The organism is Anaerolineales bacterium (assembly GCA_003105035.1).
Classification (GTDB): Bacteria; Chloroflexota; Anaerolineae; order Anaerolineales; family UBA4823; genus FEB-25.
In genome coordinates this window covers 132,519-158,607 of record PQAL01000038.1, presented here as the reverse complement: position 1 = coordinate 158,607, position 26,089 = coordinate 132,519, and the positions used below count along the sequence as shown (strand labels likewise).

Annotated in this window: 24 protein-coding genes and 1 pseudogene; all 25 read right to left on the bottom strand. The window is 54.6% G+C overall.

What is annotated here, in order from left to right; translation table 11 throughout:
• Positions 1-60: 60 nt before the first annotated feature.
• Entirely contained in the window at positions 61-1,446 is a 1,386-nt protein-coding gene (locus tag C3F13_17535; protein ID PWB50266.1) for a hypothetical protein, read from the bottom strand.
• 119 nt (positions 1,447-1,565) lie between these two features.
• On the bottom strand, positions 1,566-2,333 hold the full coding sequence (locus C3F13_17530; GenBank protein ID PWB50311.1) for a hypothetical protein: 768 nt from the start codon (positions 2,331-2,333) through the stop codon (positions 1,566-1,568).
• Between the two features lie 58 nt (positions 2,334-2,391).
• On the bottom strand, positions 2,392-3,180 hold the full coding sequence (locus C3F13_17525) for an NAD(P)-dependent oxidoreductase (protein PWB50265.1): 789 nt from the start codon (positions 3,178-3,180) through the stop codon (positions 2,392-2,394).
• Positions 3,181-3,191: 11 nt separating this feature from the next.
• On the bottom strand, positions 3,192-4,148 hold the full coding sequence (locus C3F13_17520) for a dihydrofolate reductase (protein ID PWB50264.1): 957 nt from the start codon (positions 4,146-4,148) through the stop codon (positions 3,192-3,194).
• Positions 4,141-4,818, bottom strand: a complete 678-nt coding sequence (locus C3F13_17515) for an acylneuraminate cytidylyltransferase (protein PWB50263.1) — start codon at positions 4,816-4,818, stop codon at positions 4,141-4,143. The genes C3F13_17520 and C3F13_17515 overlap by 8 nt, the downstream gene beginning before the upstream one ends.
• A gap of 1 nt (position 4,819) precedes the next feature.
• The gene (locus C3F13_17510) at positions 4,820-5,782 is read right to left on the bottom strand and encodes a family 2 glycosyl transferase (GenBank protein PWB50262.1); all 963 of its coding nucleotides are present in this window, start codon (positions 5,780-5,782) and stop codon (positions 4,820-4,822) included.
• A 15-nt stretch (positions 5,783-5,797) separates the two neighbouring features.
• Positions 5,798-6,718: a hypothetical protein gene (locus tag C3F13_17505; GenBank protein PWB50261.1), complete on the bottom strand. Its 921-nt coding sequence runs from the start codon at positions 6,716-6,718 to the stop codon at positions 5,798-5,800.
• Complete coding sequence (locus C3F13_17500) at positions 6,702-8,366, bottom strand: hypothetical protein (protein PWB50260.1); 1,665 nt, start codon at positions 8,364-8,366, stop codon at positions 6,702-6,704. Before C3F13_17500 ends, C3F13_17505 begins: the two co-directional genes overlap by 17 nt.
• A gap of 99 nt (positions 8,367-8,465) precedes the next feature.
• Complete coding sequence (locus C3F13_17495) at positions 8,466-9,341, bottom strand: N-acetylneuraminate synthase (protein ID PWB50259.1); 876 nt, start codon at positions 9,339-9,341, stop codon at positions 8,466-8,468.
• Positions 9,342-9,898: 557 nt separating this feature from the next.
• Positions 9,899-10,612 (bottom strand): annotated as a pseudogene (locus tag C3F13_17490) (acylneuraminate cytidylyltransferase family protein).
• A gap of 21 nt (positions 10,613-10,633) precedes the next feature.
• Positions 10,634-11,464, bottom strand: a complete 831-nt coding sequence (locus tag C3F13_17485) for a short-chain dehydrogenase (protein ID PWB50310.1) — start codon at positions 11,462-11,464, stop codon at positions 10,634-10,636.
• Between the two features lie 91 nt (positions 11,465-11,555).
• A complete protein-coding gene (locus C3F13_17480; GenBank protein ID PWB50258.1) occupies positions 11,556-12,542 on the bottom strand; it encodes a hypothetical protein in 987 nt (328 codons plus the stop codon).
• Positions 12,539-13,717 carry a hypothetical protein gene (locus C3F13_17475; protein PWB50257.1) on the bottom strand — a complete coding sequence of 393 codons (1,179 nt, stop codon included), beginning with the start codon at positions 13,715-13,717 and terminating at the stop codon, positions 12,539-12,541. The genes C3F13_17480 and C3F13_17475 overlap by 4 nt, the downstream gene beginning before the upstream one ends.
• Positions 13,536-14,408 (bottom strand): hypothetical protein, encoded by an 873-nt coding sequence (locus tag C3F13_17470; GenBank protein PWB50256.1) that lies wholly within the window; start codon positions 14,406-14,408, stop codon positions 13,536-13,538. The genes C3F13_17475 and C3F13_17470 overlap by 182 nt, the downstream gene beginning before the upstream one ends.
• Complete coding sequence (locus tag C3F13_17465) at positions 14,401-15,354, bottom strand: hypothetical protein (protein PWB50255.1); 954 nt, start codon at positions 15,352-15,354, stop codon at positions 14,401-14,403. The genes C3F13_17470 and C3F13_17465 overlap by 8 nt, the downstream gene beginning before the upstream one ends.
• Positions 15,355-15,362: 8 nt before the next feature.
• Positions 15,363-16,232 (bottom strand): hypothetical protein, encoded by an 870-nt coding sequence (locus C3F13_17460; GenBank protein PWB50254.1) that lies wholly within the window; start codon positions 16,230-16,232, stop codon positions 15,363-15,365.
• Positions 16,233-16,265: 33 nt separating this feature from the next.
• Positions 16,266-17,357 carry a hypothetical protein gene (locus C3F13_17455; protein ID PWB50253.1) on the bottom strand — a complete coding sequence of 364 codons (1,092 nt, stop codon included), beginning with the start codon at positions 17,355-17,357 and terminating at the stop codon, positions 16,266-16,268.
• Positions 17,358-17,382: 25 nt separating this feature from the next.
• Positions 17,383-18,450: an N-acetylneuraminate synthase gene (locus tag C3F13_17450; protein PWB50252.1), complete on the bottom strand. Its 1,068-nt coding sequence runs from the start codon at positions 18,448-18,450 to the stop codon at positions 17,383-17,385.
• A gap of 30 nt (positions 18,451-18,480) precedes the next feature.
• On the bottom strand, positions 18,481-19,395 hold the full coding sequence (locus C3F13_17445) for a hypothetical protein (GenBank protein ID PWB50251.1): 915 nt from the start codon (positions 19,393-19,395) through the stop codon (positions 18,481-18,483).
• A 5-nt stretch (positions 19,396-19,400) separates the two neighbouring features.
• Positions 19,401-20,411 carry a UDP-N-acetylglucosamine 4,6-dehydratase (inverting) gene (gene pseB / locus C3F13_17440; GenBank protein ID PWB50250.1) on the bottom strand — a complete coding sequence of 337 codons (1,011 nt, stop codon included), beginning with the start codon at positions 20,409-20,411 and terminating at the stop codon, positions 19,401-19,403.
• A 34-nt stretch (positions 20,412-20,445) separates the two neighbouring features.
• Positions 20,446-21,303, bottom strand: a complete 858-nt coding sequence (locus C3F13_17435) for a hypothetical protein (GenBank protein PWB50249.1) — start codon at positions 21,301-21,303, stop codon at positions 20,446-20,448.
• A 3-nt stretch (positions 21,304-21,306) separates the two neighbouring features.
• On the bottom strand, positions 21,307-22,920 hold the full coding sequence (locus C3F13_17430) for a hypothetical protein (protein ID PWB50248.1): 1,614 nt from the start codon (positions 22,918-22,920) through the stop codon (positions 21,307-21,309).
• Positions 22,917-24,200: an ABC transporter ATP-binding protein gene (locus C3F13_17425; protein PWB50247.1), complete on the bottom strand. Its 1,284-nt coding sequence runs from the start codon at positions 24,198-24,200 to the stop codon at positions 22,917-22,919. The genes C3F13_17430 and C3F13_17425 overlap by 4 nt, the downstream gene beginning before the upstream one ends.
• Before the next feature lie 38 nt (positions 24,201-24,238).
• Positions 24,239-25,111, bottom strand: a complete 873-nt coding sequence (locus tag C3F13_17420) for a phosphate ABC transporter permease (protein ID PWB50246.1) — start codon at positions 25,109-25,111, stop codon at positions 24,239-24,241.
• Positions 25,112-25,121: 10 nt separating this feature from the next.
• Complete coding sequence (locus tag C3F13_17415; GenBank protein PWB50245.1) at positions 25,122-26,081, bottom strand: GDP-fucose synthetase; 960 nt, start codon at positions 26,079-26,081, stop codon at positions 25,122-25,124.
• Positions 26,082-26,089 lie beyond the last annotated feature (8 nt).

Here is a 26,089-nt window from a genome sequence, read left to right as displayed (position 1 = left end):
AAAGCAGGGGAGAAGAGATGTAATATAGAAATAGGTATTGAACTCTCTGATATGGGTTTATTATGGCGAAGGAATATCCCAACCCGGCAAATCTGCAGTGATGGTATGGACACCATAATATCCGGCAGCGCATATGTTATACCAGTAATTGGGGTCTTCACTTAGATCGCCAACCGATGGAATAATATGGTCAATTTTGATAACTTCTACATCAGAGACATTATTTTCCTTTGCTACCCTGATTGCCTGGTCTCGTTCATCCCAGAAAGATGCCCAGCGTTGATAGGTTGGAACCTCGCTAAAGATCTTGCTAGCAGTGTAAATAGGATATTGACACATAATTCCCAATATCAATACCATACTGTAACGAACAATCCTAGACAGTTGTTGAGATACAGTCAAAGATTGCTGGATAATCAAGCCGAATAGAATACCAAGCGTAATAATTGAAAGCACCATTATGTTTCGAGAGCCGATCAATGCTCGTGCTTCAGGATACGCAGATTGCGCATAAGCGCTCGGAGCAGCAGAAAACACAATTAACACAAAGCAAACAACAGGAACCAGGATGATGACAGTTATCCAGGCTGTTTTTTTTATTTGGATAGATGGCGACAGGTGCGTAAAAAATATATAGGAAATCCCAATCGAAAAGATGAATAATATTCCAATAGAAACAGGCAGATTAATAAGGGATTCAATGATAAAGCTTATCGCTGATTTGATCGAAATTGTGAAGAGCGATAGAAGATCGGCTTGAGATGTCCGGCTTAATCGTTCAACATTAGAAGGAGAAACAGCTAAAACCAGCATTGCAAGAATTGACGAAATCAATGCGGTTCCGATTACATACAGGGCACTTTTTACATGTGATTTATATCGGTTTTGTAAAAATATTACACCAACCAACATCAGGATCAGATAGCCTATCTGAAAAGCAGTTGCTGTTTCTGAAAATCCGCCTGATACAAAGGCTAATAAAAATATTATCCCCAGCATCAATGGATTGTACTTGTCCTTTCGAATACTATTAAGAATTATCGCAATTAGAAGGGTATTTGTAATTAATGGTGCCAGATATGGGAGCATTCCTGAACGCCAATATAAGCTTTGGGATATGCTAGGAGCCTGGTACAAGGTAAAAAAAATAACCAATTCGGCAATTAAAATGACCTCTATTGAATATAGAGATATCGCACTAAAACGGACAATACTATTCAAGGCAAGCATCACCACCAAGAACCAGAGTAACATTGAAACCGCTGGTAATATTCCATTCATATAAGGACCAAAAAGTCCGCTCAGGTCGGAGAAAAAGGTCGAAGAATAACGATTTCCGTTATATGCCTGTGGAACAAAATATGAAACCCATTGTGTTTTCCAAAATCCAATGCGAGTAAGCGATTCACCATAACAGTAATCATCCCCGCTATAGCGCATAAACATACCGTTTATCATGAATGCTACCAGAGGAACTGCGAAAGCAATACAAACGAAGCTCACCCCAAGCAAATATATTTTTGAAACGTTTCGAGTTTGAGTCCGCACTTTTAACTGTTATTTCTCTATTTGAATAATGTGTCGAAACTAATTTTTGGGAAGACAGTCAGCTTGCCACCCACGGTAGCATCCACAACACGCCGGCCGGCTTGAGTATAAGCCTGGCGGGCTAACGTGTAAGCCCTTTCCGATCCAGCCAGGTCGGGCAGCTGCCACTTGAAGCCCTTCCCGAAGTAGCTGGCGGAGAAGTGATTCGGGTCATCGCCATCGGATACGATGGCCAGGTTAGCGGGACCCTGGGTGACAAAATTGTGGTCCACACCGACCAGGATCACCTCGGTGAAACCCATGTGGAAAGCCAGCTGCAGGGCAACGTAAGTGACGGTGAAGCCCTCGAATATCCGGCCGGTGAGATTCGGGCAGAAGTCTTCCTGGCCGGTAAAGTCGGTATCCAGGTAGGTGAGCTGTGGATCCGGCTTGAACCAATGGCGAGCACGCCAGGTGATGAACCGGCTCAGGTTAAGGGATTGCATTTCATTGGCACATTGCTCGAGTACCAGGTCATTGACCGAGACCAGGTAGGTAGTGGGGAAGCCCAGCTCGGGAAAGAGCAGGTAAATGCGGTTCAAGCCAAAGGTGACTTCACCCTTTAGGCGGCTCATATCGGTCTGGCGCAGGCTAGGTCCGTTGCCGATAATAAAACAACGCTGGCCGGTATGGCTGTTCTCAAGCCGCTCCAGCTGGTGGCGGCTGGCACGCCAGCGACCATCCAGGGTGCGTGCAAGGTTATGGCGACCGCGGTTGTGCCACCACCAATACAGATCAGAGCCCATGCCCCAGATGGGGGCAGGAGTGATCTTCTTAAGCGATTGGCGGATGCTCATGGCAGGCTCACTCGGTGCTCAGACGGGCAGTCGCGCCACCGTCCACGATCATGGCTTGCCCGGTCATGAAGGAGCTCTGGGTATGATCAGCCAGGAAGTAGATGGCGTGAGCAATCTCCTGGGGTGTGCCAATGCGGCCATTGACTGTCTTGCGCGCCAGGTTGTCGAGGCGGGTCTGAATATCGGAACCCTCGACGTGGTCGCGCACCAGCCCAGCCCGCAGCATGGGTGTATCCACTGCGCCAGGCAGGATGGCATTGACACGGATGTTATCGGGGGCGAACTCGATGGCCATGGCGCGGGTGAGCGCCAGAAGACCACCCTTGCTGGCGGCATAAGCGGCAATATTAGCAGAGGTGGCTACGGCATGCACCGAAGATACGTTGACAATCGCACCTCCACCCGCAGCTTTAAACAGAGGGAAGGCAAGCTTGGCACTCAGGAAAACTGATCGTAAATTGGACGCCATCACGGCATCCCATTCTTCAACGCTGGTGTGGATGATGGGCTTAGCCACCTGCACGGCCGCATTGTTGACCAGGGCATTCAGGTAACCTGTATGGGCATGCACCTGGCTGAAGATCGTCTCGAGGTTGCTGCCGACGGATATATCAGATTGGATGAAGAAACCCTCCGCCGGGAAATCCTCCCCGAACGAAGAGCGGTCAACGCCTATCACGCGCCAACCCTGGGAAGCGAAGTGGTGGACCGTGGCGCGACCGATCCCACCAGCTGCGCCGGTGATCAGCACGGTGTGCGTGGACGGCTGGGTAATGTCAGATACAGGATTTTGCATGGGAACACATCCTATGGTAATGGGATTCCAAGACCTTCAAGCAGGTTGTCAATCGTATTTTGATGCACCTTTTCCCACGCCTTGGGGCTGGAATTAGAATTGTGCGAGCCCAGGAGCACGTTATCCATCTTGGTCAATGGGCTATCTGACGGCAGGGGTTCGACTTCGTAAACATCCAGGGCAGCACCTGCCAGCTTGCCTGACCGTAGAGCTTCGATCAGGGCAGGTTCATCGATGACCGGACCGCGCGAGGTGTTGATGAGCACAGCGGAAGGATTGATGTGGGTGAGGGTTTGGGCGTTGATCAGGTGGTAGCTGGTGGGGTTGAGGTCGCAGTTCAGGCTGACGAAATCAGCCTGAGAAAGCAGGTCTGGCAGGGAAGTCATCTCCACCTCGTTTTTATTGAGGAAAACAGAATCGATAGGAATGATATCGTTGGCAAGGATACGCATGCCAAAAGCGCGGGCACGGCGGATCACGGCTTTACCGATCTTGCCAACCCCGACCACGCCAAGAGTGCGTTCACTGAGCGAGTAGCCGGGGATTTTTTCCCATTGGCCAGCCTTGATGGCCCGGTCCATCCAGGGGAAATGGCGAGCGAAGGTGAGTATGTAACCCAAGACGGTATCGGCAACCGGCAGGGTGAAGGCGTTGGGAGTGTTGCATACCCGGATGCCGAGCTGCTCAGCCGCCTGGCGGTCGATTGAATCGATGCCGGTGCCCCACTTTGAAATAACCTTGAGGCGGGGTGCACAGGCTTCTAGAACACGGGAGGTGTACTTGTCGTCGCCGCAGATGGTACCGTCGAATTGGCCAGCGAACGCAAGCAGCTCAGCTTCACTCAGGCGCTCATGCACCTTGGGGACGATCAGCTGCAACCCGCGATCCTCCAACAACGGGCGGAAGCGCGGCAGGATCGGGATCAAATACGGAGCAGTAACTAATATCGTGAAGCCAGGCTTATGCATTTCTCACCTGTGCCTGTTGCAATAAAAATGCGGTGATGGCAAAATCAAGCTCCTCGTCGATATCCCAGGCTTCAGCAGCATCGATCTCGAACATCAGAGGGCGTTCCCCGATGCGGTTCAGGCGATTCGATAGTATGCTGCGGCTGAAGATATAAAGGCAGGAGTTCTCTTCATACACTGGGGGTAAATCCTGGGTTTGCAGGAGGATGGCAGGGTTGTGATTGATGGCCCGCCCAAGCTGGTCCCACAGGCGGACCTGTCGGCGGGTGACCGAGAAGAGCGAATCGTACTCTGGTGAGTGCGCCAATAGTGACTGGACAGCGCGCGAGAGCGTGGCAGGCTGCAACAAAGGGTTGGTGGAATGGGTTTGCAGGTAAAAATCGGCTTCCGCCCGGGAAGTGTCATACAGGAGGATTTCATTCATCGAAACCGCATCGCCACGAAGGTGCTCGGGGCGCTCCAAGACTACCACGGATGGGAAATGCTGTTTTAGCCCTTCCATGATTGGCGGGCTGTCGGTATCGACCACCACCTGAGCAATCTCCGGGCAAGCAAGCAGCGAACCGATAATGTGGTGGAAAAGGGGCATGCCAGCCAGGGGGCGGAAGTTCTTGCCAGGCACGCGCTGCGAATGGTGGCGCATGGGAACCAGGGCGATGATTTTCGGCATCTTACTTCTCCTCAGCAGGGTTATTTATATTCGAGGTATAGGGGATGGGTGCCACCTGGCGGCTGAGGCTGGCAGGTGGAAAACCGGTCATGCGGGGATAATAAAAAGTCTGGCGGAGCTGCCAGGTGAGCGGACCTGATTGCCGGTAGCCTCTGTAGGTGCCCCAGAACTGCATCCAACGGAACCAGCAGATTTCAGCAAAGTGAGAAGCCAATTTTTTCTGGTGGGCCGCCTGGCGGGCATCGCTGGTGATGTTGGTGACCAGGTTGTGCGCCAGGTTCCACAGGTTATAACGTTCCTGGGGGAATAGACGTTTAAAAGCCATGGCTTCACGACGGTAGCGGTTATAGACGGCAGTGGGGGTTTCGTCGTGGATATGTACCACCTCGGCCTCGGCTGTATAACTGATGGCATGCCCTTGCGCCATAATTTGGTGTGCCCAAGCCAGGTCTTCCAGTCCGGGTAAGGTTTCATCATAGTGATGGCTCTGCCAGACTGAGCGCCGGATGGCTGCGTTGGCGTTGTTGCAAAAGGGGTAGGGTTGGTGCGGTTGGGAATGCTCGGGGTACCAGTGATGAAAGATTTGCTGCTCGGAGAATTTGTTGCATGCATTACCGCGCTGTTTACCGTACGTCAGCGCTACCTGAGGGTCGGTGAAGGGTTTCAGCAGGCATTCCAGCCAATCGGGATAGACGGGGTAGATATGGGCACTGGCAATCACGATGTATTCCCCGTGCGACTCGCTGATACCACGGTTCAGTGAATAACCGAAGGTGAATTCGTCGGGTTGGATGTGTACCACCTGCACCGGGTAAGCAGCGGCGATTTCAAGGGTGTGGTCGGTGGAGCCGGAATCGACCAGGATCGTCTCAACGTCCTGGATCGACTGGTGGGCGATGCCATCTAATAATTTACCGATGTGCTGCTCTTCATTGCAGGCACGAATGACAATGGAGACAGTCATATCCGTATCGCGAGGTTATTTAATCTTACAGACGCCAACAGGCTGGTACTGGGGGTCCCATTTACCCCACGGCATACCATTATTACCTGAGGTGAAGTAGAAGCTTGCCAGATTATCACGCAGTTCTGAGCAGCTTATTAATGCGCTCATAAGCGCATCATAGTCAGCATAATTGGTAGGCATGGATGTAGGTAGGTCGAAATAATTACACAGACTGGTAGCGGTGTAGCACCAACCCTTGGATGGCTCGTGAAACCAGTCCTGGTCTCGTGCCGCTCCCAGTGTAGCTAATATGATTCCGCCAGGTTTGAGCACGCGAAAAAGCTCAATAACTACCTTTGACAACCCGGAAGGTGAATTATGCTCCAGGGCAGATACAGCGACCACTGCATCGATCGAGTTTTCCGGTATGAGCGGCATACTGGATAAATCCTGGGTATAGATGACCACCTTGCCTAGCTCACTTTTTGGCAGGACGCTTTTTACCACCCCTGCGCTGCTGCGGATTAGTGTGACAGCCTTGTTTTTTGTGCTCTGTGCGGCCTTGAAATTCTTCCTTGCCACTCTAACGGGAGAAGCCAGGTCAACCTCTGTCAATCCACTCACTGGATAACGAGCGCGGAATCGCAGGGATAACTCAGCTCGGCTTGAGCGATCGACGCTGATGACTTCCGCTCCCTGACCTGCCAGGTACCATTGCAGCAGACCCTCACCTGCCCCTGCGTCCAGGACGCGTTTTCCACGCACATCACCCAGCTTCTCAAGTATCCAGGTCCAATCCAGCAAGTAATGCCAACCCAGGCCAATCCCGAGGGAGCGAGCCAGACGCTTCAATGCCTCAACTTGCTGCTGGTGCTCATCTAGTAGGGTGACCGGGAGGATGTGGATCTCGTCAGTCAGGGGAGAGCCGAGTTTCTGCTTAATTGGCGAATCCATCAATGTCATTTTCCAACAGGAAATTTTTGTCGCGCAGAATTCCATCCAGCAGGGTGCGAATGGTTGGTGAAGCCAAACCGGATAGTTTTTGAAGCGGAAATTTGCGCAAATGGACAAACCCCGGCAGGGAATCGGCCTCAAGGTAATCCCCGAATGGCAACGATGAGCGGTAGAGCTGAAAATACAAGAAGCGGCGGGCGTTGCGTTTGAATTCAGTTGGGACAGAGATCGCCTCAGCAACCAGAAATTCAGAGAGCTGCTGCTGGAACTGTGCCTGGGTAGTGGGGAAGAAGACCGTGGGAAGCTGGGTGAAGCGGGCACGTCCGGCACACAGCACCGGTGTGCCAATGATGGAAGCTTCCAGGCCGATGGTGGAGTTGTACACCATCACGAATTTTGAGCGCTGGATCAGCTCGTACGAGCTGAGGGGCTGGGTGGAGTCAATAAAAATGAGATTGGATAACGCATCCGCATGGCATGCTGCGACCCACTGGTTGACGCTTTCCTGGCTGGCCTTCCCAGGGCGGACCTCGTCGGGGTGGGCGCGCAACACGAACAAAGTCTCTGGGTGGGCACGGACAGCTTCCAAGACCAGGTCAAGCCAGGCGAACATGTGAGGAAAGACGATATTGGAGTGGGGCTGGCTGGTATCGAAGATGACATTGGTAAAGACGGGAACAATCTGTTTAAACCCTGAAGCTTTTTTGAGAAAATCTTCGTCAAGGCCTTTCATCTCTGGCCAGAAGCGCACACCTGCCATGCTGAATGCACCCTGGAAGCGCTGGGAGAGGTAGGCATCCAGGCGCTCATTCTGAGTCTCGCTCAGTTCAAAGTCATCCGCTACGTGCAACGGGTAAGCTGTGGCTTCACCGGTGGTAAAAAAGGCACTGAAGGGTTGTAAGCCCACTTCATGCGTGATGCTACGGATACCATGCTGCAGGGCGACCCAACGGGCAGTGGCTTCAGGGAAAAACTGGCCGTTAAACAGTATCACCGCCTGGGGATTGGTTTGAGCAAGCAGGAGGGAGAACCTTTGAGCGAGGTGATAAGCGGAAAGGATGTATTGGCGGTAAAGAAAGCGGGTTGGCTCATCATCCAGCAGGTGGTGACGGCGCAGCACCCAGCGGATGGAGGGGAGCACCAGCTGACCGAGGGGGATGAACGCTAGAACAGGGCCAGTCTCTTGCGCAGCTGGTGGCAGCGGCGTTGAGAAGCCCATCAATCCTTCCAGTGGGAGACTGCTGATTGAGTCACTTAGCTTGCTATCTTCCTGGAAGGAAAATGGGACCGCCAAGATCGTGGAATATAGCCAGCGTGATTGGGAGATGCACGCTTTACAGGGAGGAAGCTTATCGAAATCATTCCGGTCAGTGCCCAAGACACAACGGCTCATGCCCGCCTGGCAGACGAACTGAACCACCGGTACTTTCTGGAGGCGAAGTGCCCAGGAAGTAAGCAAGGAAAAACCAGCGTTAAGGCTGACTCCCACCAGGCGGGTGGAAGCGTTGAAGAAGATGACCGGTTTTGCCTGAGGATCAGGTTTACCAGCTTTACTGACCTGGGTAGCAAAGCGATGCACCTGAACATTATGGCTCAGGCGCCTGAAGCGTTCGCTTATAATCTTGCTGATCTGTTCAATTTTGGGCATGAGTGAAAAAGACTGGTGGGAGTGACTACCAGGTTTAAATTACCTGATATTATTCGAGTGATAATTAGTGCCAGGTTAGCAATTAAACCAAACGAAATGCTAGTCCTTCACCCTGCGCAACCTGCGTAAGGAGGGCACCTCGCTGTCATAGACCCGTTTGACCCCATCACCCATGGATTGCTCGGTGACGCGGATGTATTTCACCAGGCGTTCCATGCCACCCGGCTCGACCGAGGCAGCCTGGTCGCTGCCCCACATGGCACGATCGAGGGTGATATGACGCTCGACCAGGCAAGCGCCCATGGAAACTGCCACTACGGTGGGGATCAGGCCAACTTCATGGCCAGAATAACCGATGGGACAATTAAATGTCTTTGTAAGGGTGCGGATCATCTTTAGATTAAGCTCAGCCGGGTCGCAGGGGTAGGTGCTGGTAGCATGGGTGATGAGCAATTTATCTTCCCCCAATGTTTTCACTGCTGCTCTGATCTGCTGCATGGTCGACATGCCGGTAGATAAGATGACGGGTGCGCCTGTTTCGCGTACATGCAGGAGCAAGCCCTTATCCGTCAGGGAGGCGGAGGGAATCTTGAAACAGACGGGATTGAACTGCTTGAGGAAATCCACTGAAGGCTCATCCCACACCGAAGCGAACCAGGGAATGTTCTTCTGCCTGCAATAACGGTCGATCTCCTGGTATTCGTTTAACCCAAACTCGAGCTTATAGCGGTAATCCAGGTAAGAGATATACCCCCAGGGGGTCTCGCGCATATGCTGCTGCTGGTCGGGAGGCACGCACAATTCAGGAGTGCGTTTCTGCAGCTTGATGGCATCCACACCGGTTTTAACCGCCACGTCAATCAATGATTTAGCGATTTCGAGGCTGCCATTATGGTTGATGCCGATTTCAGCGACGATGTAGGTTGGATGCCCTTCCCCGACTTTTCGATTTCCGATAATAAGTTCACTTGCCATGATGTTTTACCTTTCTATATAAACAAATCATCTATTGTTAAGGAAGAAGGTAACTATACCTGCCGCAGGTCATTTAATATGCGATCACATAACTCCCGTACCGCGCCTGCTCCACCTGGCGTGGTAAGCACAAGATCGGCATGGGGGATGACATCAGGATGTGCATCGGCAACGACCACCGCACAACCAACTAGCGGGAAACACGGCAGGTCGTTGACATCATTGCCGAGATACACCACGTGGGCCGGGTCTACCTGGCGTTCGTGAAGTACCTGTTGCAGGGTGGTTGCTTTATCCGACAGCCCCTGGATGAACGGTAAGTTTAGCTTGCGGCAGCGAGCAGCTACCACCGGGTTGGGCTCAGTAGAGAGCACAATCATCGGAATGCCCGCTCTGTGCATCAGCGAGATACCCATGCCGTCGCGGCGGTTGGCAACTACCGTTTCATGCCCAGTCTGGTCGACCCACACCCGATCATCCGTCATCACACCGTCAAAATCTAAGACCAGCAAGTCTACCGGCTTGGGTAAGGGGCGCCGGCCATGGCCTGGATGAACCATGGGCAGCTGGGCCTGGGTGATGATCCACTCCGCACGCTGCCAATCACGCTGGGTATCGATGTCGACCGCGTAGCGCGGGTCAATTAGCAACGGGTAGATTACTTCACCGCTGAGGGAATTCTTTTTCAGGATGGTTGCAAGACGGATGGCGTCGATATGGCCAGTTTGCCAGAAGGTTTGGGGCAACTCCTGGCGAGGGGCATTGAATGGCTCAGGCACACCTGGCAGGCTGAGCAGGGGTGTCATGTGGCCTACATCATTGATCTGCCACATCTTGAAGGGATTCTGACCGGATGGAATAACGCCGCGCACCGAATCGGAATGGGGGTGATCCAGCAGGATCTGCACAGCCTGGTCGACAATCTCGGGCGGGCGGATGGGAGAGGTGGGGCGCAGCTGCACCAGGATATCCGGCTGGTAGGATTCATTCTCTGACAGCCACTCCAGAGCATGGGTGAAGACGGGCAGGTCGGTAGTGCCATCGAGGGCAAACTCAGGCGGGCGCAGGAAGGGTGCCTCAGCCCCATAGTGCTGGGCGATGCGAGCGATCTCCTCATCGTCGGTGGAGACGATGGTGCGGGTGACCAGCTGACTGTGAAGCGCAGTGGCGATGGAGTAAGCCAAAAGCGGGTAACCGGCGAGCAGCTTAATATTTTTACGCGGGATGCTCTTTGAGCCACCTCGAGCAGGAATTAGGACTAGGATTTCCATGGGATTCTCACTGATACCGGGCTACCAGGCAGTCCAGCCGCCATCGACCACCAAGTTGGAGCCGGTCATATATGAGGAGGCCTCCGAAGCCAGGAAAAGCAAAGCGCCGTTCATCTCATCTTTATTTGCCATGCGGCCCATGACTGCCCGGGCTGTATAGGCTTTCAAAAAGGTCTCATCGTGAGCGTTGAAAATGCCACCTGGTGTGAGGGCATTAACGCGGATATCTGTTCCGGCATAGTAGGCTGCAAGATAGCGGGTGAGCCCCAATACACCGGCTTTGGTGACTGAGTAATATACCGGCTTGAACAAGGTCTGTCGGCCATCGCGCTGGTAGATGCGCTGGTCGGGAGCGACCAGGCCGTAAGTGGAGCAGATATTGATGATGGAACCCTGTTTGCCCTGGGATAGCATGGGCTTGACCGCCGCCTGGCAGCACAGAAACATGCCAGTCAGGTTGACGTCTACGCCGGCTTTCCACTGCTCCAGGGGGTATTCTTCAAATGCGCCAGAAACTGCCCCCTGTTTCGCCATCTCGTCCAGTGCTGCAGAGTCGAACTTGGGATCGAGAGCAGCCGAATTTACGAGGATATCCAGCCGACCGAAGCTGGCCAGGGTTTCCTCCACCAGGTTCTGAACCGACTCGGGCTGGGTAACATCGGTGGCTACACCCAGGCAATGATAGCCAGCCTCGATTAATTGAGTGGCCAGGGCATTAACCGCACTGGCATTAATATCAGTAACTACCACGCGGGCACCCGCTTCCGCCAACGTGCGGCAGAATTCCCTGCCGAGCAGGCCAGGTCCACCGGTGACAACCGCAACTTTGCCGGTCAGGTCGAACTTGTGCATGATACTGTCTTGTTTCATAGGGTTTCCACTATCTCGGTTATTGGTGGGAAGGATTGATTATCTATTACGCACTCAGAAGGTTGAGTCAGGCTTATTCAAAGTTGACCAGCTGCTCCTGCAGGGCAGCCAGGGCCAGGCGGAGTGCCACTTTGCCATCTTTCAGTGTGCACAGCGGCTGGGCTCTACCGTGGATCATATCCTGGAAGTTACGCAGCTCATCCAGGAACATGCTGTTACGCTCAAAACCTTCGGGGGGGTAGAATTCCTGCGTGGCGACGGCATTGTTGTTCATGGTAACTTTGCCCATGCGGACAATCCCATCGGCATTGTCCCAGCGGAGCGTGCCCAGTGAGCCGATGATTTCCAGGGTATGGGAGGCTGGGCGTTGAAGGTAATCCAGGTGGAGGCTGCCAATCGTGCCATTTTTGAAGCGCAAGGCGATCTCGGCGGAATCTTCTACGGGGAGCTGTAAACCCTGGCGGCTGGTGAAGGCAAACACGGATGCAACTTCTCCCAACAACCAGCTTAAATAATCCAGTGGATGCGACAGGGTGAGCACCACACCTCCACCCAGCTCTGCTCGGGCTGCATACCCCTGGGTGTGATCTTCCCAGGGGTGCCAACCGGGTAGATACTCTCCCCAGCTGGCGCGAACCGATAAGGGTATGCCAATCGTCCCTTCATCCAGGAGCTTTTTCATTGTACGAAGGCCAGGATGGAAGCGGAACTGGAACCCAACCAGCACCTGGCAATGGTTATCCTGGACAGCCTGCTCCAGATTGTCGAGGCGAGCTAATGAATGTGAAATGGGCTTTTCGATCAGCAAGTGGCAGCCATACTGGGCAGCCGGGATGGCGACCTCCAGGTGCATGGCGGTGGGATTGGCGATGATGACCGCATTAGGCTGGTGAGCCAGTGCGGCGCGCAGGTCGCTTTCGACAGGAAAGCCTTGCAGCTCATCGTCTGGTAGGGTGGAGTGGTGGGTATGGTAAATGACAATATCGCGCTCGTCCAGTGTTAGGAGGTTGCGAAAGTGTCGTCGACCAATCGAGCCAAAACCGGCAATCAGGTATCTCATGAGTTAATCAGCAGATGAAGACGATTATACATCCCGAGGGCCAGGCGCCTGACGAGCGGGAATTTTAGCAGACGGCTTGCTAACCCAGTGGGAGGTTTCGATACTTGCCCAGCCTGGGTAGCTAACCCCAGGCGCTGCGCTTCACCGGCGTTTTCAGTGCTGATCACATTCCCCAACAGGCGAGTGACCGGGTTCATGGTGCTCAAGCGCAGGTAGCCACGCTGGTCTACAGCATTTTCAAGCTCAACCATGCGGCCCATCAAATTGGTGTCCCAGCCTGGAAGTATGCTGAGCATGAGCTGGCGCGGGGCGATAAACTGGTGGTGCCCAGCCGAAGCCAGCGTGGTCAGGCCTTTGTAGGTGAGCCTGATATCCTGCAGACCGCTAACCTCCTGTTGGTATGACTCGGCTGTGCGACCCATGTTAGCGATGTAATGCTGTTCCAGCTCAGGCGGGATGAGGAAGCCGCGCTCAACCTGCACGTCAGGCTGCGTGGCAAAAGCTTCGATAGTCTGAGTGGCATAACGCAGGTGGGAGCGGATGTAAAAACCGGTCACCAGGCCAACCTGAGGGTAAGTTTCCATGATTTTTAGGTGGCTTTCCAGCCAACCTGGCAGGAAGAACACATCGTCATCGCTGTAGGCCACGATCTCCCCTGGAGCAGCCCGAAAGATGACCTGCAGGGCGCTGATCTTGCCGATATTCTCGCTGGATAGGATCAGGAAAGTTATTTGTCCGCTGTCGCGCAGCTGGCAAAGATAGCTAACAAGCTCAGGGCAACTACCGTTATCAAAAACGATCAAATCATATGGCTTTGGGGTGTTGGCAATCAGACTGTCCAGGCTCAGGCGGGTGACCGCCAGGCGCTCAGCAAAATAACCAGCCTGGTTAGGCAGGTAGGTCAGCATGGCCAGGGTGATTCGGGAAGGGCTGTACTGGCTTTGTTGACCACGATTCGGGTTGATACCAATTCTGGGCATAATTGACTCTTGGTTATTCCACTGGCAACCAGGCCTGGTAAGGGAAGATGCGTTGGACCAACCTACGCCTAAAAAATCCCCATTGGCGGCGCAGGTGGACATAGTGTTCTGGTTTAAGCTTGTAAGTGGATACCGGGCTGGGGATTGCCAGCAGTGTGATATATAAAGGGAGTTGTTTTGAGCGCGGCTGACCATGCTTGCGAAGCGCTGCCACCCGGTAACCAGCTTTTTCAACCACCTGTTTCAGGGTATGCGGACTGTAGGAGACCAGGTGGGCTACTTCAAAGCTGTCATGGGCGTACAGGTTAGGGACTTCCAGGAGAAGCCAGCCGTCTTGCTCAAGCCGGTGTAGACGGAGGTCAGCCAGGTAACCCACGGGGTCGGGCAGATGTTCCAATACATGCATCATGCTGACCAGTGAAAATGGCGGCGACCCTGCCTGTTTAAGCTCATCCAGTGAGGTGAATACTTCCAGCCCGGCCAGTTGCGCATACTGGCGGTACATATCGCCGGGTTCGATTCCCCAGGCACTGGCATGAAAGTATGCCGAGAATTTTTGCAGCAGCAACCCGCTCGAGCAACCAATGTCGAGCAGGCGTGAAGCCGATTTGATATGCGGCTGGATGAATTCCAGGGTCACCTCTGCCCGCTGCGATTGGACCTTGAGGTCTTTGGTGTTGGGCCCTTCCTGGCCCTGATAGAGCAGGCGGTACTCAGCCTGGTAAAAGGCCTGGCTTTCAGCTTCATCCATACGAGGGGACTGGTAAACCAGTCCACAGGACTGGCAGATCACGTTGATCACTCTATAGCCGCGAAAGTGGCGTTCATCGAAGGGTGAATGAGTGGCTGATCCACACAAGGGGCAATGCTGGACGATTTCAGGCATGAGTTGGATGTGAGTGGCTGAGCTTGTAGGCCAGGCGACCGCGAAATTCTTTCCAGGCTTTCACCGGATGAAAGACGGCAAAGCTGATATCTGCCAGGAAGCGCGAGTGCAGCTCAAGCAGGGGATAAGTCTCGACCTGGCGAAGCAACTTACGGCCACGCAGGGGAATACGCTTCAGCTGGCCATCCTGGAGACTATAGTCGGCATCTTCCAGGTGGAAGATGGAGCGCCGGCCACCTGCCAGGCGGGTATTCTCCGATGATTCGGGCAGGCGATAATGGGGCTGGCCGTTGGGGAGATGCGAATAATCATGATCCTGGTGGATCACCGGGATGGAGGCTGTAGCATCGACAACGGGCATATGTTGCAGGCGGGCGTTGTAGATCATCCAGTTATCCCACCCGGCCCGGCCGATTGAAAAGGAAGGCAGGTCAGTAAAGCACGTGCGCGGGAAAATGAAATAATCGCTGCCAGCAGGTGGGTGCAGCCGGCCCCGTCGCTGCAATTCATCCTGCAATTGAACCTCCCAACCGGCGTTGAACTCGAGTGGCTGCTGCACGTCCAGATCATAGCGCTGGCCGACGATGAGGAACTGTTTGGCCTGGCAGTATACCTGCCGGGCAATGTCCAGGATTTGCGGGGTGAGCAGGACGTCGGCATTGACATAGGCCAATAACGGTGAGGTGCTGGCTTGGCGTGCCAGCGAAAAGATCGAGCTGACCAGAGGGGTGCCTAATTGATTGCGGGTAACATTTGGCAGGTGCAGGAGGCCTGCTTCGGCAGCAAACTCAGCCATCCCCGGCTCATCACCGACCAGGAGCACGTCCACCTCATCCCCAAGGTGCAGCCAGGATTGGATGGCATTACGCTGGATCAGGCTGATATGCGGTTCGGTGAAAGGCTTGGGGGCTGTGAAGATAGTGAGGAAGGGATCAGTGGAGGGCATATGGCCGGCTAGTATCGCGCAGTACGCTGGTCAACATCAAAGGCGGTATTGTGGGCTACGCCGGCATTAATCATCGCCAGCTCAGGTTCAGCTTTCAGGAGGGCTAATACATCCTGCCAGCCGAAGACCTGGTAAGCTCCATAGTTGGCGTACACCTGTCGGACGAACTCCAGGTCGGCGGGGGTATCGACTGTCCAGCGTAAACTGCCCAGATCGGGTGCGTGGTTAAGCAGGGCCACCTTTGAGCCGTGTGGCGTCTGGCCGCTGTCTACATACCACTCCGACTGTTTTGATGAATCAGACAGGGGAAAGACCACGCCTTCATACATAGATGGCATCACGTGCTCACGATGGTAAGGCTGGTCAGCTTGATGCCAAGCTTTTTCAAGGGCTGTGAAGGAACACACCTCCACGTCCAGGCCGATGGGAATCGTCCGCTTCCAGGGAGGTGGCAGGCGGTTGGCAGCGAAATCGAAAGCGTGCTGCTTGGTAAGCGGGCCAGCCAGCGGTTGTGATAATTCTGCACCCCAAAAAGCTTTCACGGTCAGGTCGAGCACGTCGGGATCGATCAATGGGCAATCAGCGGTCAGGCGAATGATGACATCGGCGTGGTACTGACGGGCTGCCTGATAATACCGGTCGAGCACATCCGGCAGGCTGCCGCGGAAACAAGAGATGCCCAGGCGATGACAAAATTGAGCCAGCTCGTCATCGGATGGATCAAGCGTAGTGGCGACGACGATCCCATCGACCAGGCGAGCGCGCATGCTGCGTTCAATGACATGCTGGAGCATGGGACGGCCAGCAATATCTTTGAGGACCTTACCTGGCAAGCGGGACGAGGACATACGGGCCTGGATGATGGCGATTTTATGCATGGTTGGGTAGGGTGAATGATTATTGAAGGCAGCTTATGCTAGAGCCAGCTGGTAAGCTTTCTCAAGCTGGGGGAAGTTCTTTTGCCAGTCAGCCCGCTCTTCAGCCAGCTGGCGGGCTTTACGTCCCATCTCTGGTAGGCGCTGGCGTTGCTCGACGGCCAACAATATGGCAGAAGCTAAGGCCTCAGCATCTCCATCAGGGAACAGCCAACCGTTCTCCCCTGGGATGACCCACTCACGGTTGCCTGGGATATCGGGGACGATGGCAGGGGTTCCGGTGGCGAAGGCTTCCAGCAGCGAGATAGACGTGCCATCGCTGTGGGAAGCGCTGATATATAGGTCGGCCTGGTGATAATAGGCGGGCAAATCAGAATGGGGCGCCTGGCCAGGGAAGGTGACCTGATTAAAAGCCGCTCCCACCAGCAAGATCTGGCGGATGGGGGCATATTGTGATCCACCTCCCAGCAAAGTGAGCTGGAGATCGTGACGCTTTTTCAGCGCCAGGCTGAAGGCACGGGCAATCACATCGATGCCGTAGATTGGCTCCCATGAACGGGTGGAAAGCAGCTTGAACGGTGATCTGTTTGGGTTTTCACGCGGTTGAAAGGTGAAGTGCTGCAAATCGATGCCCCAGGGGAAGGTGACAATGCGTTTGGGCTGCATGCCATATGAAATTGCCAGATTACGGATAGTGTCACAATCGCCCACGAAAGCATCGCTGCGGTGAAGGGTATACCTGGTGGCCCATTTCAAAGCAATATTTAATTTCGCATCGTGGAGCAGGTCATAGCCCCACGACATGCTAACCAGTGGATGAAACCCGGCCAGGGCTGCCAGGAAGGCTGCACGCTGAATAGGGCCGGCATGAATCAGATCCGGCTTGACCTGGCGAATCACCCGGCGCAGGTCATTGAGCAGGTGCAGCCCATCACCTAATTTTGCGGGCTTTTTCCCGCCGGCCCATTCCACCGCCTCAATCCCAGGCGGCAGTGGGCGGTATTCCAACACAGGTCCGCTTCCTTCCAGGCGCAAGAAAAAAACCTTATGCTCGGTCTTTGACAGGGCAGTCAGGAAGCGATGGTCGTGGGTGGTGTAATCCCGTGAGAAATAGAGGACACGAGCCAAAGTTATTCAACCGTTTGCTACAGGATCAATCACCCAGATCGGTCCAGCGGATTTCTTTCCCCAGAGGGAAGTCAACCAACGCCCGCTTGCCGGTCACGAGGGTGATCTGGTCGGGTGTGATCGCCCCGGGGGTGGCGGGGCGCAAGACATCAATCATCTCACGCGTAAAGGTCTCGCCAGCCTTGACTTCTCGGGCAGCACGTAAGCAGCGCCTCTGGATGACGGCTGTTTCATGCTCATTGCCTGCCACGAACTTATCGGAGCTTCCCAGGCAACGCTCAAGCAGGCGGGTCTCCTCTACCATGTAGGCCCATTTTTGCGGGTTCATGGCGAACTTATGGTCCGGGCCCTGTCGGTCGTTGGAGTCGGTGAAGTGGCGCTCGATGACGCGCGCCCCCAGGGTGACTGCACCCAGCACAGGGGCAAGGGCGTGAGTATGGTCCGACAGACCCAGAATAACCTGCGGGAATATCGTGGCATACGTCTTTAGCACATTCAAGTGCAGGTGGTCATAATTAGAAGGCCTGGCAGTGTAATTGGTGTTGCACTGCATCAGCACCAGCTGGGGATTAATCTTCAATATTGCATGCACCGCCCGCTGCACCTCACCGATATCAGAAGCCCCGGTAGCCACGAAGAAAGGCTTGCCTTTGGAAGCCATGCGCTCGAGGGCCTCGATCCAATCAATCTCACCTGAACCAGCCTTGTACATCTGCACGTACTGGTCGAGCATGTCGATGGCTTCGAAATCGTAGGGGGCAGAGAAGAATTCTATACCTGCTTCGTCACAGGCCTGCTTGAGGATGGGTGTCCATTCGAAGGGGATGGAAGCTTCGCGATATACCTGGAAAACAGACTTTTTCCAAGCCGCCTGGTGAGAAACCTGGCCATCCATGTGGGTGAAACCGTAATCCGAGACGATCTTGGGAGCACGGAAATTCTGGAACTTGGCCGCATCAGCACCCACCTCTTTGGCGAGGTGGATGAGCATCCTGGCCCTGTCCAGATCGCCATCATGGTTGGCGGCAATATCGGCGATGAAATAGGTTGGATGGTCCGAACCGATGGTATGGGAACCGATTGTGATTTCCATAGTAGCTCCAATCAGTAAAATAAAACAAGCTCACAAAGACAGGGTATGCAAGTGCTGTGGATAACCCTGTTGATAAAGTGTGTAAAATCTATCCAAGCCTGTGGAAACCTGGGGGAGGGAATGTCCCAGAGCTGCAGCCACCCTGGCTGAGCTAAGTGACAGGTTGGGCGAGCGGGCGGCTTTGAGGCCGGATTTGAAAACAGAGGTGGGATTGATCAGGTGGCTGTCGAGGTCGAAGCGGTGGGCCAGACGAACGCCAAAATCATACTTGCTGAGCGATTCTGAGCTGACTACATGGTAGAGGCCACTCAGGCGTTTTTCAAACATGTGGGTGAATATATCTGCCATGTCATTAGCCAGGAGCGGGCAGAAACATATGTCGGTGAAGCCCATCACCTGTTTTCCCTGGCTCAGGTTATTGAAGAAAAACTCAGCCAGGCTACGATTGCCGGGGAGTGACCAGCCAAACAGGTTCACCCTGGCAATCATTGCAGCGGGGTTCACCTCAGCGACAGCCTGCTCACCTTCCAGCTTGGTGCGGGAATAGACACCTACCGGTGAGGGCACATCCAACTCGGAATAATTCCCGCGCAGGCCATCGAACACCGCGTCGGTGGAGATGTGCAATAGCTGTGCTCCGCCCCTGGCGACATGACTTGCCAGTTTACGGGGGAGCTCGCTATTCAGCTGTTGCGCCAGGAGGGGGTCAGTCTCGCAGGCATCTAGATTTGCCAGTGCGGCGCAGTGAATGACCCAATCAGGTTGTGTATCATCCAGCAGGCGTTCCACTGCGCCAGGGGCTAGGAGGTCAGTCTGGAGCACCGTGAAGGCATCGGTTTTGAGGGGATGTTGGCTAACCGTGCCAAAAACGGTGTGCCGGTGGGCGATTTCCATTGCCAGGTTGAGACCCAGCAGACCACTGGCCCCGGTGATGAGAATGCGCATGTCACCTATTCTTCTACATAGCCATTTACCTGGCGCCCTTCAAACGGAGCGACCATCTCACGAATCTGATTGACGGTTAACCACTGCGGGTTGTTATCACTGCCAAAGCGGAAGCCCGCTGGCAGGCTTGAGCCTTCGGATTGCCAATCATGCCCAAACCAGGCGTTCGGGCTGGGCTGGACAATGTACATATCCTGCATCTCTACGGCCGAGCGTGACTCATCTTCAGAGATGAGTACCTCGTGCAGCTTCTCGCCCGGACGGATACCCACAACCTCCAGGCTGGTGCCCGGAGCAATCGCGTTAGCCAGATCGACGATCTTCATGCTGGGGATTTTTGGGACGAATACTTCACCGCCATGCATCTTTTCGATGCAGAGAATAACGAAGCGAACTCCCTGCTCGAGGGTCAGCCAGAAGCGGGTCATGCGCTCATCGGTGACGGTGAGCTTACCGGCGGAACGCTGCTGCAGGAAGATGGGTACCACACTGCCGCGCGAGCCGACCACATTGCCGTAGCGCACACAGCTGAAACGCGTGGCCATGCCCCCGGCATAGGAATTGCTCTGGATAATCAGCTTTTCAGCAGCCAGCTTGGTCGCGCCATACAGATTCACCGGATTGACGGCTTTGTCGGTGCTGAGGGCCAGGACTTTCTTTACGCCAGCATCAAGGGCCGCCTCGACCACATTGCTGCTGCCCAGGATGTTGGTTTTGATGGCTTCCATGGGGTTATACTCGCAGGCTGGCACCTGTTTGAGGGCGGCGGCATGCACGACGATATCCACCCCATGCATGGCTCGCCGCAGGCGCTCCACATCACGCACGTCGCCTATGAAATATCGCAGGGAAGGGTGATCAAGGCCTGCAACGCGCATCTCATGCTGCTTGAGCTCATCCCGGCTGAAGACGATCAGCTTGCTGGGATGGTATTCTGCCAACATGGCTTGCACGAATTTTTTCCCAAAAGACCCGGTACCACCGGTGACGAGGACGACTTGTTCGGACCAGTTCATGTGATCTCCGTAAATAGCTTGCTCAACGAACTCATTATTTTCTCAGCTCGACCAACGGGTATTGCCCGTTGCGGCCCAGGAAGTGGGGGAAAACTTCTTCTAGCCAGTAAATCAACCTTAGCCAGGTTTTTCCACCCGATTTTGCATGGATAAAGGTGCGCAGGAAACGCACGTTCACGCTCCGCCAACACCAGATCGAAATGGGCATCAGGCTGCCGACCTCTTTTTGAAGCCAGGCCGCGTTCTCTTTACGCACGAAGGTGCCGCGTCCGGGCAGGGTTTCAGACTTGCCTGTTGAAGGTTGCTGGCTGACAGGGGCATTCGATTGGCGCTTAAATCTAGCGTATAGTCGTTCGTATAGGCGGATCCAGAAGTTAAAAAGCACGGTGAGAGGTGGATTGTCCCAGCCGTTGACAATTACACCCTTTCCGTTTTCAGCCAGGGTGCGGTGCAGCTCTTGATACCCCTGCACGTGTTCCTGGGCAGGCAGGTGGTGCAAGGTGTGGAGAGATACCAGCCCATCTAAGCAACCTGATTTAAAAGGCAGGTTGGCGATATCACAAACGACGAACAAGCCATGTGCCTTGATGCGTTTACGCGCTTCTTGCAGAGCGACAAAGGAAATGTCGGCACACACCCGGTACTGGTAGCCCTTGGAATATTCCAGGTACTCGGGATATTGAATAGGACCTGAACCCGCATCCATCAGATAGCGCCCACGGAGGTTCAGGTGGCGCAGCACACGTAGATGACACTTGTGGATGTACTCCTGCGAGACGGGGCGCAGATCTTCATACGAGGCATTCTGGTAAAAACCGTCACTCTCGGTCTGCCAACCTACCCGGTCGTAAAACTCGCGTACCTGATGCTTGACTTCGGTGTCAGACAGCATAGCTCACCAATGGATAGGCTTTCCGACGAGATAACTGAAGGTCTTCTGGAATCCGGAGAAGCCCTCACTGCTCAACAGGCGGGAAAATGGCCAGGTCTCGATATCCTGCCAGAAATGGACGAGATGCCAAGGGAAGGGCTGCGGGTAATCAAAGAAAAACCGATAGGCGTATCTCCAGGCTTGATCGACCTGTTGCTGGGAGAGGCGATATTGGCCAGGATCGGTTAAGACATTGGATAAGAGATCAAAATAGGCTTCCCAGCTGAGCGGGTCAAGGGTGAAACCTTTGAGGCGATAATGGGTGTTCCCGACCACGATCACCGGCACTCCACTCATGGCCATTTCCATGCCGACCGTGGTGGTATAGACCAGCCCCAGGTCGGCGATTTCCACGATATCGTATGTGTTCACCCTGGCATCCGCGGGAACGAGGTGAATATTCTCGGGGATGGACGGCAAGGCTTTGTGGACCACATCGGCAACGGAAGGGCCATGGGTGATGAGCTCACCGGGGTGGATACGCACCACCAGCTGGGCGTCGGGATGGGAAGCGAAGTAGCCCACGGTACGCTGCAGCCATTCGGTCATCGAATCGCTGAACACCTGGCGGCCCAGGGTGAGGCTATCACCCAGCACGTTGGTCGCCAGAAGTACGATGGGGCGTTCGTCCAAGTGTAAAGCCTGGCGCACCTTAGCGCCGCCCTCAGAAGGCACACCCTGCCAGCGGCGGGCAAAATTTTCCCATAGGCTGGCGCGTTGGCGAGCGGCAAACAGCTTGCGGACCTGCTCCAGCTCATCTTCGGAGAGGGCATCCGCATGGCGGCTCTGCCATAATTTAATTGTATCCTGGCGCATGACCTCGGCGTCTTGCGCCAGCCAGATACGCTCGCGTTGCTCACCGAATTCGTAAGTTACCGTGGGAATACCCAGGTAGTGGGCAACTTGAAACAAAACGCCGAACTCAAGGATGGTGCCGTTGGGCAGGATGATGACATCAGGGTTGTGGCGGCGCAGGTAGGAATAGGCTGCAATCGCAGCAGCCTTGTTGCGCTGGTAACGGAGCTTATACAGGTTGCTCTCTAGGCTGACATCCTCCACTTGCAGGGTGTATTGCGTATCGCGTAACGAGACCAGCTTGATTACTTGCTGCAGGGGTTCAGGGATGCGGGATTTGCCAGACTGGTTTAGCAGCGGCAGGACCTTAAGCAATGGTGAAGCTTTCGTCAGCACATTCTCAGCATAAACATTCTGGCGGCGCAGGTTGAAGGCGTCGATGGGCTCCTGCCAGCGGGCATAGGGGAGATATGATAACGTCACCGAATGACCGAGACCCGCCAGAGCCAGGCCCAGAGCAGTGGCATGCTCAAGCCAATAGCGCAGGGTGGCAAAGATAAATATACGCTTATTCCCATATGCTTGCTGGGAGTGGCTCTTGGAATTGTAAAGCTGGGAACCCAAAACCTGCCCACACCACTCCGGTATAGCAGCTTCGAGGCGGTCGAGGGTAAACTCGGGAGTAACCGGCTTGCCAGGCTGGCGCAGATACCAATATGCCTCAGCGGTGAGGGGCACGGTTCCGAGCAGACCTTTGAGAGCTTGTTTGCTGACCAGTTTCATAGACGCTCGATCACCCAATCCAGGGCTGGGCGGACTGGACCCATACGTGGCTCAGGCCAGTGCTTGCCAGGCGCGCCGGTGGCATCCACGGTGAAGGCCAACCCGTGATCGTCCCAGAAATAGCGCTTGATGCGGAAGCTGCTGGCATTGACAGCCAATACGTAACGACCTTCATTCAAGGTGTCAGCCGGGATGGTGCAGCGGCTGAGATAATGCCCTGCCGGGCGTACGCCGAGCTTTTCAAATTGACCAGGGTCGTCCAGGTCGAAGGAAGTGAAGACATATTCCCCACGCATGGTTAGCAGGTAGATGCCCACACGTAAGCCGGTGATGGGCTGGTCAAGGTGGTATTCGACCTCGACCGTAAAAGGCTCGGTTGAACGTAACGTATCCACCACCCTGGCGTTCTGGTCGCGCAAGCGAAGGGCGAAGGGTACAAATGGGGCGGCATCAGCGGGGATCTCTGCTGCTGTCCACACGCGCTCGCCGGTACCACTGAAGCCAGCTGACATATAGTAATCCACTGCCTGGGGGGTCGGGGCGTGATAGGTCAATTGACCCTTATCCAAAACCATCGTTTCTTCAGTCAGGCGTAGGACGGCGGACATGTTGTGGCTGACGAACAGCACCGTCCGGCCTGCCTGGGCGACATCACTCATCTTACCCATGCACTTACGCTGAAATTCTGCATCACCAACGGCCAGCACTTCATCGACCACCAGGATTTCAGGCTCCAGGTGGGCAGCCACAGCGAAAGCCAAGCGCAGGTACATGCCACTCGAATAGCGTTTCACCGGGGTGTCTATGAATTGCTCCACTTCAGAGAACGAGACAATCTCATCGAATTTGCGGTCAATTTCCAGCCGTTTCATGCCCAAGATGGCACCATTCAGGTAGATGTTCTCGCGGCCGGTCAGCTCTGGGTGGAAACCGGTGCCAACTTCTAACAGAGAACCCACCCGCCCATGGATCTCGGCGCTGCCTTCAGTAGGTTCGGTAACGCGCGAAAGAATTTTCAGCAAGGTACTCTTCCCGGCGCCATTGCGCCCGACGATGCCAAGCACCTTGCCACGCGGCACTTCGAAGCTGACATTACGCAACGCCCAGATCGAGCCCGATTCAGCAGAAGTGGACGTGACCGCTTTGCCGCGTTTCAAACGCTGGATGGGTGCATTTACCCCGGCAACGATTGAATCGCGCAAAGTTTTGTAGCGCTCGGGGGCAGTGCCGATGCGGTAGCGCTTTCCCAGGTCTTCCACGCGGATGGCAATATCATGCATGGCAGACACGTCCAAAATGGTGTGAGATCAAGAATGCGTTAGATCTCATCAGCGAAGGTCCGTTCCATGTTGCGGAAGTAAAACAACCCACTGACCAGGATCAGCAGTCCCACCCCAGCTGAGATGGCACAGATCTGCCAGGGCAGGCTTTGGATGCCCAGCAGGCTCCAGCGGAAACCCTCCACCACACTGGTGAGCGGGTTCAGGGCATACAGTACCTGCCATTTGCTGGAGATGGCGGAGGCAGAATAAACGATGGGGGTCAGGAAAAACCAGATTTGGGTCAGGAAGGGCAGGATATGCCCCACGTCACGGTAAATCACGTTCATCGCAGAGAACCACAAGCTGACCCCAAGCGTGACCAGGACGGCCAGGATGACGAAGAGAGGGAAGGTCAGCAGGGCAGGAGTGACCTGGTAGTTATATCCGGCATTTGGGGCAATTGTATATACCAGGATGATCACGATATAAACGACCAGGCCGATCCCAAAATCCACCAGGCCAGCCAGTACAGATGCCACCGGGATGGTGAGGCGCGGGAAATATATCTTGGTTATCATGTTGCGGTTAGTAACCAGAGAGCGGCCAGCGTCATTCATGGCCTTGGAGAACAAACCCCAGGGGAGCAGGGCAGCATAATTGAATATCGGATAAGGCACGCCTTCTGATGAAAAACCAGCTGCATTGGAGAAAATCAGGGTGAAAACGATCATCTGGATGACTGGCTGGATGACCGCCCAAGCTGCCCCCAGCACGGTTTGCTTATAGCGCACCAGGATATCGCGCCAGCTGAGGAAGAGTACCAGTTCGCGGTAAACCCATAGATCCTTTATATTTAAAGCGGCCAGGCCGCGCGTGGGGCGCAGGAAAGTCACTTCGGGGTTTGCTTTCGAGAGCTGGTCGGTGGTCATGATGAGCAGACTAAGCTTTGCGGTTTTGGCGGTACCACTCGATTGTCTGGCGTAAGCCCTGCTCGAAGGGTGTGTGTGCACGCCAGCCGAAGTAATCAGCCGCACGGGAAGTATCCAAGGCGCGGCGCGGTTGGCCGTTCGGCTTGGAAGTGTCCCACACCAGACGGCCTTCATAGCTGGTGAGGCGGGCAATCTGCTGGGCCAGGTCCTTGATGCTGACCTCCTGGCCGGAGCCGATGTTGACTGGCTCACTGCCGTTATAGAACTCGGCGGCGGTCAGGATGCCATCGGCGGCATCACCGGCATAGAGGAATTCACGAGTGGGCGAGCCATCTCCCCATAAGACGACTTCCTTTTGGCCGTGCTCCTGAGCTTCGAGACACTTGCGGATTAGCGCGGGAATGACATGCGAAGTTTCAAGGTTGAAGTTATCCCTTGGGCCGTAGAGATTTACAGGCAGCAAGTAGATGGCATTGAAGCCATATTGCTGACGGTAAGCTTGGGCCTGGACGAGCAGCATTTTCTTGGCCAGCCCATACGGAGCATTGGTTTCCTCGGGGTATCCTTCCCATAGGTTGGCTTCCTGGAAGGGAACTGGGGTGAACTTTGGGTAGGCGCACACCGTGCCAATGGCGACGAATTTACTCACCCCACGCTTCCAGGCTTCGTGCATCAGCTGCACGCCCATCATCAGGTTGATGTAGAAGAAATCGGCTGGGCGCGCCCGGTTGGCACCGATACCACCCGCCAGGGCTGCCAGGTGAATGATGATATCCGGATGGCTGACATCCAGCATTCGCTGGATATCCTGGGAGTTGACCAGATCATATTCCTCGATGAGCGGAATATACACATCCGTAGCGCCGCGGCGAGCCAGGCCTTCCTGGATGAACGATCCCAAGAAGCCTGCTCCACCGGTGACGCAGATGCGTTTAGCTTGCCAGAATTTTGGATTAGATTTTACTTCCATCGTTTCTC